The following is a 9229-nucleotide window of genomic DNA, read 5'->3' on the forward strand; positions in this document are numbered from 1 at the left end:
GGCTTCGGGGCGGGCGCGCCCGAGGTCGTCCTCGCGCCCTTCGTCGGCGAGTCCGCGGCCCGGTCCGGCACCGCGACCAGCAGTACCGACCCCGCGCGCACTGGCATCGCAGCCGCGGATCTGGTCAGCGCCGCGGTGCGGGCGGCCACCCGCTGGGCGCTCTCGCTCGTGCACATCTGGCTGGCCGACGCCGGCCCGGCCGGCCGGCTCGTTGTCGTCACCCGGGGTGCCGTCGCGACGGACGGCACCGACGCGGCACCCGATCTGGCCCAGGCCGCGGTGTGGGGTCTGGTGCGCTCGGCGCAGGCGGAGCATCCCGACCGTTTCGTCCTGCTGGACCTGGACGACCAGACCGCCTCGGTCGACGCGGTCGCGGCAGCGGTCACGACGGCGATCGCGGCGGGCGAGCCACAGCTGACGGTGCGCCGGGGCGAGCTGTTCGCCGCCCGGCTGGCCCGCGTGGACCAGGTCGGTGACCAGGTCGGTGACCAGCCGTCACCCGGCTGGGATCCCGATGCGACCGTGCTGGTCACCGGGGCAACTGGCGCTCTGGGCAGCGTGCTCGCCCGCCATCTGGTGACCGCCCATGGCGTCCGGCACCTGCTCCTCGTCGGGCGGCGCGGGCCCGAGGCGCCCGGAGCGACCGAGCTGACCGCGGAACTCGCCGGGCTCGGGGCCCAGGTGACCATGGTCGCCGCCGACGTCGCCGACCGCGCCGAACTCGCCGCGTTGCTCGCCGCGATTCCGGCCGAACACCCGCTGGGGGCGGTCGTACACGCCGCGGGTGCGCTCGACGACGGGATGATCTCCGCGCTCACCCCCGAACGCCTCGACCCGGTCCTGCGTCCCAAGGTGGACGCCGTGCTGCACCTGCACGAGCTGACCGCGGACCGCCCGCTGTCAGCGTTCGTGCTCGCCTCCTCGCTCGCGGGCACCTTCGGCGGGGCCGGGCAGGCCAACTACGCGGCCGGGAACGCCTTCCTCGACGCCTTCGCCGCGCAGCGCCGGGCGGCCGGCCTGCCGGCGGTCTCGATGGGCTGGGGCCTGTGGGCCCGCCGCGGTGGGATGACCGGAAAGCTCGGGGACGCGGACCTGCGCCGGCTCGCCCGCGGCGGGATCATCGCGTTGTCGGACGACCAGGGCCTGGCGCTGTTCGACACCGCGCTCGCGGTGAACGAGGCGCACCTGCTCACGGCCCGACTCGACGTCGACGCGGTCCGCCGGGCGCCGGGTCCCGTACCCGCCCTGTACCGGGCGCTGGTGGCCGGGGCGCGGCGGCCGGCCGCGGACACGCCGGCGTCCCGGGGCGACGCCGGCACGGACCTGCGGCGGCGACTGGGGGAACTGGCCGGGTCCGGCCGCGGGGAGCTGCTGCGCGAGCTCGTGCGCACGCACGCCGCCGGCGTGCTCGGATACCCCGACGGCCGCTCGGTCGAGGTCGACCGAGGGTTGCTGGAGCTGGGCTTCGACTCGCTGACCGCGGTGGACCTGCGGAACCGGCTCGGCGCGGCGACGGGTCTGCGGCTGCCGGCGACCCTGCTGTTCGACTACCCGACCGTCCGCGAACTGGCCGACCACCTCGCGGAGGAACTCGTGCCGGCGTCCGCCACCTCGGCGCCGGACCCGCTGGCCGGTCCCGCCGACCTCGACGACCATCCCGGCCGGCGCGATCCCGACGACCGCACCGACCGCACCGGTCCGGACGGCCGTACCGGTCACACCGACCTGGACGACGCCGCCGACCGCATCGAATCCGCCAGCGACGACGAGATCTTCGCCTTCATCGACGAGGAACTCGGGACGGACTGACGGCGTCATCCCACGGCGTCGCCCGGCGACGTCAGTGATTCCCGCCCGGCTGGCCCCACCCGCGTAGAAAGCGATGGCACCACACGGTGAACGAGGACAAGCTCCGGGACTACCTCAAGCGTGTCACGACCGACCTGCACCGGACCCGTCGACGCCTTGACGAGCTGTCGACCCGGCACCAGGAGCCGATCGCGATCGTGGCGATGAGCTGCCGGTATCCGGGTGGGGTGCGTTCGCCGGAGGAGCTGTGGGAGCTGGTGGCCGGTGGGGTGGACGCGGTGGGTCCGTTCCCGGCGGACCGGGGCTGGGATCTGGACGCCCTCTACGACCCGGACCCCGACCATCCGGGGACGTCCTACGCCCGCGAGGGCGGGTTCGTCGACGACGTCGCCGGCTTCGACGCCGACTTCTTCGGGATCTCGCCGCGGGAGGCGCTGGCGATGGACCCACAGCAGCGGTTGCTGCTGGAGACCAGCTGGGAGGTCTTCGAACGGGCCGGGATCGACCCGCGCTCGGTGCGGGGCAGCCAGACCGGTGTTTTCGCCGGTGTCTCCTATGCCGACTACCGCACCCGCATCGGGGCGGTGCCCCGCGACATCGAGGGGTATCTGAGCAGCGGCAACTCGGGCAGCATCGCCTCCGGCCGGCTCGCCTACGTCCTCGGGCTGCGCGGACCGGCCGTCACCGTCGACACCGCCTGCTCGTCGTCGCTGGTGGCGATGCACCTCGCCGGGCAGGCCCTGCGCCAGGGCGACTGTGAGCTGGCCGTCGCCGCCGGCGCGATGGTGATGTCCACCCCGGTGGCCTTCGTCGAGTTCAGCCGGCAGCGGGGGCTGGCGCCCGACGGCCGGTGCCGGTCGTTCGCGGCATCGGCGGGCGGCACCGGCTGGGGCGAGGGCGTCGGCGTCCTGCTGCTGGAACGGCTCTCGGACGCACGCCGCAACGGTCATCCGGTGCTGGCGCTGGTGCGGGGGACGGCGGTGAACTCCGACGGGGCGAGCAGCCGGCTGACGGCACCCAACGGACCGGCGCAACGTCGGGTGATCCAGCACGCCCTCGCGAACGCCCGCCTCGGCGCGGACGAGATCGACGTGGTGGAGGCGCACGGCACCGGCACCCCGCTGGGCGATCCGATCGAGGCGCAGGCGTTGCTGGCGACCTACGGGCGGGGCCGGGATGCGGATCGCCCGTTGCTGGTGGGGTCGTTCAAGTCGAACGTCGGGCACACGCAGGCGGCGGCGGGTGTCGGCGGCGTGATCAAGATGGTGCTGGCGATGTGGCACGGGGTGGTGCCGAAGACGTTGCACGTCGACGAGCCGACCCCGAACGTCGACTGGTCGTCGGGCGCCGTCCGGCTGGCGACCGAGGCCATGCCGTGGCCCGACACCGGGCGTCCGCGTCGGTCCGCCGTGTCGTCGTTCGGCTTCAGCGGCACGAACGCCCACGTTGTTCTGGAGGCGGCGCCGGCGGACGGGTCGGCGGACACCGGGGAGACGGCGGGCGATGCCCCGACCGCGGCCGACCTCGCCTGGGTGGTGTCGGCCCGGGACGAGGCCGCGCTGGCGGCGCAGGCGCAGCGCCTGCGTACGCACATGATGGCCCGGCCGGAGCTGGGCCTGGCCGACGTCGGTCACTCCCTGGTCACCGGCCGGTCGATGTTCGCGCATCGGGCGGTGGTCGTGGCCGGGGACCGGGTGGGTCTGCTGGCCGGTCTGGCGGACCTGGCCGGTTCGGAAGGACGGGCCGGTCTGGAAGGACGCGCGGCGGGCGGGTCGGCGGCGGGTGTGGTGTCGGGGGTGGCGGTGGCCGAACCGAAGCCGGTGTTCGTGTTCCCGGGGCAGGGCGCGCAGTGGGCGGGGATGGCGGTGGAGCTGCTGGCGTCCAGCGCGGTGTTCCGGGCCCGGTTGCAGGAGTGCGCGGCGGCTCTCGATCCGTATGTGGACTGGTCGTTGCTGGCGGTGCTGCACGGGGTGGCGGGAGCGCCGTCGCTGGAGCGGGTGGACGTGGTGCAGCCGGCGTCGTGGGCGGTGATGGTGTCGCTGGCGGCGTTGTGGCGGTCGCACGGGGTGGTGCCGTCGGCGGTGGTGGGGCATTCGCAGGGGGAGATCGCGGCGGCGTGTGTGGCCGGGGCGTTGAGCCTGGCCGACGGTGCGCGGGTGGTGGCGGTGCGCAGCCGGCTGGTGGCAGCCGAGCTGTCCGGTCAGGGCGCGATGGCCTCGGTGGTGCTGCCGGTGGCGCAGGTGCACCGTCGGGTCTCACCGTGGGGCGACCGGCTCGCGGTGGCGGCGGTGAACGGGCCGTCGTCGACGGTGGTGTCGGGTGATTCGCAGGCGTTGGACGAGTTCCTGGCCGCCTGCGAAGCGGCCGGGGTGCGGGCCCGACGGATTCCGGTGGACTACGCCTCGCACTGCGCGCAGGTGGACGGGGTGGGCGAGCAGCTGTCGTCCGCGTTGGCGGGAATCACCCCGCGGGCACCGGAGGTGCCGTTCTTCTCGACGGTGACCGGGGAGCGGGTGGACACGGCGGCGCTGGACGCCGGGTACTGGGTCGCGAACCTGCGGCAGCCGGTGCTGTTCGAGGACACGGTCCGGGCGCTGCTCACGGCGGGACTGGAGACCTTCATCGAGGTCAGTGCGCACCCGGTGCTGACGGTGGGTGTGCAGGAGACGATCGACACGGTGGCGGACTCCACGGCCGTGGTGTTCGGGACGCTGCGGCGGGGCGAGGGCGGGCCGGGGCGTTTCCTGACCAGTCTGGCCGAGGTGTTCGTCCGGGGTGTTCCGGTCGACTGGACACCCGTGTTCGCCGGTGCGACCCGGCGGGTCGATCTGCCCACCTATGCCTTCCAGACAAGGCGGTACTGGCTGGAATCGACGGGACCCGGGGTCATCGACGTCGCCGCGGCGGGACAGGGCGTCGTCGGCCATCCACTGCTTGGTGCGGCGGTCTCCCTGGCGGATGGCGAGGGTGGGGTCCTGATCACCGGACGACTCTCGTTGAGCAGCCATCCCTGGCTCGCCGACCACGCGGTCGCGGGCACCGTCTGGCTGCCGGGCACGGCGCTGCTCGAACTGGCGATCCAGGCCGGGGAGCACGCCGGTCGTCCGCACATCGACGAGCTCACCCTGCACACCCCGCTGGTCATCGGGCCCAGGGACGCGGTGCAGATCCAGGTCATGCTCGCGGGTCCGGACACAGGCGGCGGACGGGCGGTGACGGTGCACTCCCGCGTCGACCCCGCTGACCCCGTCGTCGACGCCGTCGACGAGCCGTGGACCCGTCATGCCACCGGCGTGCTGACCGTCGACGGCCCGCCGGCCGCGGACCTGCGGCCGGCCGGCGATGAGGGCGACCTGGCGAGTTGGCCGCCCGCCGGTGGCGTGCCCCTTGACGTCACCGACCTGTACGAGGACCTGGCCCGCGCCGGGTTCGACTACGGGCCGGCCTTCCAGGGCCTGCACCGGGCCTGGAGTGTCGGCGAGGACATCTGCGCGGAGGTCGGCCTGCCCGCGCGGCAGCAGGACGAGGCTGCTCGGTTCGGCCTGCATCCGGCGCTGCTGGACGCGGCCCTGCACGCGATCGGTCTCGGCCTGCTGCCCGGCTCGACCGCCGGGTCGGTGCCGTTCTCCTGGGGAAACGTGTCGCTGCATGCCGCGGGGGCCGGTCGGCTGCGGGTGCGGCTCACCCGCACCGGCCCGGACACCGTCTCCCTGCTCGGCGCGGACGACACCGGTCGGCCGGTTATCTCCGTCGGGTCGCTGCTGGTCCGTCCGATCAACACGGCAGGGCTCCCGAACGCCGCCGGGAGCCCGTACGACTCGCTGTTTCGCCAGGCGTGGGTCGCGGTCGCACCTCGGGGAATGCCCGAGTCCATCTCGACCGGCGCCGGGCACTGGGCGGTGCTCGGCCCGGCCTCGCCGCGGCCCGACGGCCTCGACGTCCACGCCGACCTCGGCCCCCTGACGGCCTCGGTGGACGCCGGCGCCGAGCCGCCCGCCGTTCTCGTCGCCTTCGCGCCCCCGCCCGTCGAGCGCGCGGCCGACGCCGAGCAGTCCGACGCCGAGCAGTCCGGTGTTGAGGACCTCGACGTCGGCGACGTCGCCGGGCGGGCACGCACGGCGACGCACTGGGCGCTCGGCCTGCTGCAGGGCTGGTTGTCGGACGAGCGGTTCGCCTCGTCGCGGCTTGTCCTGGTGACCGACGGCGCGGTGTCGACCGGACCGGACGATCCGCTGCGCGATCCGGGCGCCGCCGCGGCCTGGGGGCTCGCCCGTTCGGCCCAGTCGGAGCATCCCGACCGGATCATCCTCGTCGACACCGATACCCGGGCCGGGGCACCCGGCACGGTCGTACGGCCCGGCACGGCCGAGAAGCCCGACCCGGCCGGCGGGCACGACGTCGATCTCGATGTGAGCGCGCTGTACCGGGATCTCCGGGCGGTGGTGGAGACGGGAGAACCGCGGATCGCGGTGCGCGCGGGTGAGCTGCGGGCCGCCCGGCTGGCGCGGTTGCCCCGCCCGGACGAGCCGTCGCAGGACACCACCGCGACGGACGACCCGGCGCGGTGGGACCCGGAGGGCACGGTGCTGATCACCGGTGCCACCGGCGTGCTGGGCAACGCCCTGGCCCGCCACCTCGTCTCGGCGCACGGTGTCCGGCATCTGCTGCTGGTCTCCCGCCGCGGCGCCGACGCCCCCGAGGCCGGGCAGCTCGTGGCCGATCTCGCGGATCTCGGCGCGAGCGCCACCCTTGCCGGGTGTGACGTGGCGGATCGCCACGCACTCGCCGAGCTGCTGGCGTCCGTGCCGCCGCAACACCCGCTCACCGCGGTGGTGCACACCGCCGGAGTCCTCGACGACGGCGTCGTCACGGCGATGACCGCCGAGATGCTCGACCGGGTGCTGCGTCCCAAGGTGGACGCGGCCTGGCACCTGCACGACCTGACCCGGAACCTGGAGCTGTCGGGGTTCGTCCTGTTCTCCTCGGCCGCCGCGGTCTTCGGTGGCCCCGGCCAGGGCAACTACGCCGCGGCCAACGCCGTCCTTGACGCCTTCGCCGCATGGCGGCGCGCCGCCGGGCTGCCCGCGGTGTCGATGGGGTGGGGGCTGTGGGAGCGCCGTGGCGGGATGACCGGCCATCTCGACGGGTCCGACGTGCGCAGATTGACCCGTGGCGGCCTGCAACCGCTGTCCACCGAGCAGGGACTCGCCCTGTTCGACGCCGCGCTTCAGGGTGGCGAGGCAGCCGTCGCACCGATGCGGCTCGATCTGGCCGCCCTGCGGGCCCAGTTCGCCGCGACCACGGTGCCGCATCTGCTGCGGGGCCTGATCCGTCCCCGGGCGCGGCGGGCTGCGACAGTGCAGGCCGTGGGCGGCGTCCCCGCCGCGGGCGAGGGTGCGGCTCCGGCGGCCGGGCTCGCCCGCCGGGTTGCCGGACTGCCGGTGGCCGACGGTGACGCGGTGCTGCTCACCATCGTGCAGGCGGCGGTGGCCGCGGTGCTTGGCCACGACTCCCCACAGGCCGTCGACACCGCTCGCGCCTTCAGGGACCTCGGTTTCGACTCGCTGACGGCCGTCGAACTGCGCAACCGGCTGGGTGCCGCGACCGGTGTCCGGCTCCCGGTGACGCTCGTGTTCGACTACCCGACCCCCGCGGCCCTGGTCGGCCATCTACGGGACAGACTGCTCGACTCGCCGGCGGCCGCGGTGCCGTCCGCCTTCCTGCCGGCGGTGCCGGCTGCGGCTGACGACCCGATCGTGATCGTCGCGATGAGCTGCCGGTATCCGGGTGGGGTGCGTTCGCCGGAACAGCTGTGGGAACTGGTGGCCGCCGGCGGCGACGGGGTGGGTCCGTTCCCGGCGGACCGGGGTTGGGATCTGGAGGCCCTCTACCACCCGGACCCCGACCATCCGGGGACGTCGTATGCCCGCGAGGGCGGGTTCGTCGACGGCTTCGACCGGTTCGATCCGGCGTTCTTCGGGATCTCGCCGCGGGAGGCGCTGGCGATGGATCCGCAGCAGCGGCTGCTGCTGACGACGTCGTGGGAGGCGTTCGAGCGGGCCGGGATCGACCCGGGGACGTTGCGGGGCAGCCAGACCGGGGTGTTCGTCGGCCTCATGTCGCAGGACTACGCGGCGCGGGTCACCACCGTTCCCGAGGATCTCGAGGGTTATCTGGGCACCGGCACCGCGGGCAGTGTGGCGTCCGGTCGGCTGGCCTACACCTTCGGTCTGGAGGGGCCGGCGGTGACGGTGGACACGGCGTGTTCGTCGTCGTTGGTGGCGTTGCATCTGGCGGTGCGGGCGCTGCGGTCGGGGGAGTGCGCGCTGGCCGTCGTCGGCGGGGCGACCCTTATGTCCACCCCGGGCCTGTTCACCGGATTCAGCCGGCAGCGGGGGCTGGCGCCGGACGGGCGGTGCAAGCCGTTCGCCGCCGCCGCGGACGGCACCGGGTTCGGCGAGGGCGTGGGTGTCCTGCTGGTCGAGCGGCTCTCGGAGGCGCGCCGGCATGGTCATCCGGTGTGGGCGGTGGTGCGCGGGTCGGCGGTGAACTCCGACGGGGCGAGTAACGGGCTGACGGCGCCGAACGGTCCGTCGCAGCAGCGGGTGATCGTGCGGGCGTTGGCCGATGCCCGGGTGGGTGCGGGTGAGGTCGATGTGGTGGAGGCGCACGGTACGGGTACGACGCTGGGTGATCCGATCGAGGCCCAGGCGTTGCTGGCGACCTACGGTCAGGCCCGGGACGCGGACCGGCCGTTGCTGGTGGGGTCGGTCAAGTCGAACGTCGGGCACACCCAGGCGGCGGCGGGCGTGGCCGGTGTGATCAAGATGGTGATGGCGATGCGGCACGGGGTGGCGCCCAGGACGCTGCACGTCGACGCGCCGACCCCGAACGTCGACTGGACCACGGGCGCGGTCCAGCTCCTGACGCAGACGACGCCGTGGCCCACGGACGGCCCGCGCCGTGCCGGGGTGTCCGCGTTCGGCATCAGCGGCACCAACGCCCACGTGATCCTCGAGGTGGACCCGGGCGCCGACCTCGGTGTTGCCGCCGGTGACGGCACCCCCGGCTCCGGTTCACCGGCCGTCCTGGCGGATTCCGGTGTCGTGGTCACTCCTGTTTTCGGGGTGGATTCCCCGGTTGGCACATCGGATTCTTCGGTTGTCGTGCCGACGGTTTTTCCGTGGGTTCTGTCGGGGCGGGATGCGGCGGGTCTGGCGGCACAGGCGGGTCGGTTGTTGTCGTTTGTGTCGGGGCGGCCCGAGGTGGTTTCGGGGGATGTGGGTTTTTCGTTGGTGACCGGCAGGTCGGTGTTTGGTCATCGTGGGGTGGTGGTGGCGGGTGATCGGGCGGGTTTTCTGGTGGGGTTGGGGGCTTTGTCGCGGGGGGAGTCGGCTGTGGGTGTGGTGTCGGGGGTGGT

Annotated in this window: 2 protein-coding genes; both read left to right on the forward strand. The window is 74.1% G+C overall.

What is annotated here, in order from left to right:
- A partial coding sequence (locus ND747_RS28730) for a type I polyketide synthase (protein ID WP_251737389.1) occupies window positions 1–1809 on the forward strand: 1809 nt, incomplete at its 5' end.
- An 86-nt stretch (window positions 1810–1895) separates the two neighbouring features.
- The coding region (locus ND747_RS28735) for a type I polyketide synthase (RefSeq protein ID WP_251737390.1) at window positions 1896–9229 on the forward strand (7334 nt) is incomplete at its 3' end.

This window comes from Frankia sp. R82 (genome assembly GCF_023716925.1).
In the GTDB taxonomy this organism is placed as follows: domain Bacteria; phylum Actinomycetota; class Actinomycetes; order Frankiales; family Frankiaceae; genus Frankia.